We start from the raw sequence: 501 nt of genomic DNA on the forward strand, positions 1-501 counted from the left end.
AACCGTCTAAGGAGCAGGTATTGTGGAATCAATATAATATTTTTATCACTAATGTTCCTCCAATTTTGTTGTCAGTAGGCCAGGTAAGAAGTCTGTATCGGTTAAGATGGCAAATTGAGCTTTTATTTAAAGCTTGGAAATCAATTTTTCAGATTGATCAGGTAAAACCTATGCAGTTATATAGATTTCAATGCCTGCTGTGGGGAGCATTAATATTAGTTTTAATGTTCATGCCTTTGATTTGTTTTTTCAAGCATCACTTCTGGCAAGAAAAACAACGAGAGGTAAGTGAGTGGAAAATGTTGCTTTGGTTAAAAACTCATATTCGGCTTTTGGTATTCTCAATCTGGAGAAAAACAAAGAGTTATTTAGCATTTGCTCGAAAAGTTTATAAACAAATAGTAAAAGATGGCTTAAAAGAGAAAAGGAAGAATGAAAAGCGATTTGACTCCCGACTCCCTTTCGAGATCCTTTTTACTTCTTAGCCTGACGGCTATGTCA

1 protein-coding gene is annotated in these 501 nt (G+C 34.9%); it reads left to right on the forward strand.

The features are described 5' to 3' along the window. Positions 1–485: transposase (locus QNI22_RS40235; protein ID WP_314520348.1), on the forward strand; the 485-nt coding region annotated here is incomplete at its 5' end. Between the last annotated feature and the right edge of the window lie 16 nt (positions 486–501).

Origin of the sequence: Xanthocytophaga agilis (genome assembly GCF_030068605.1) — a bacterium.
Taxonomy (GTDB): domain Bacteria; phylum Bacteroidota; class Bacteroidia; order Cytophagales; family 172606-1; genus Xanthocytophaga; species Xanthocytophaga agilis.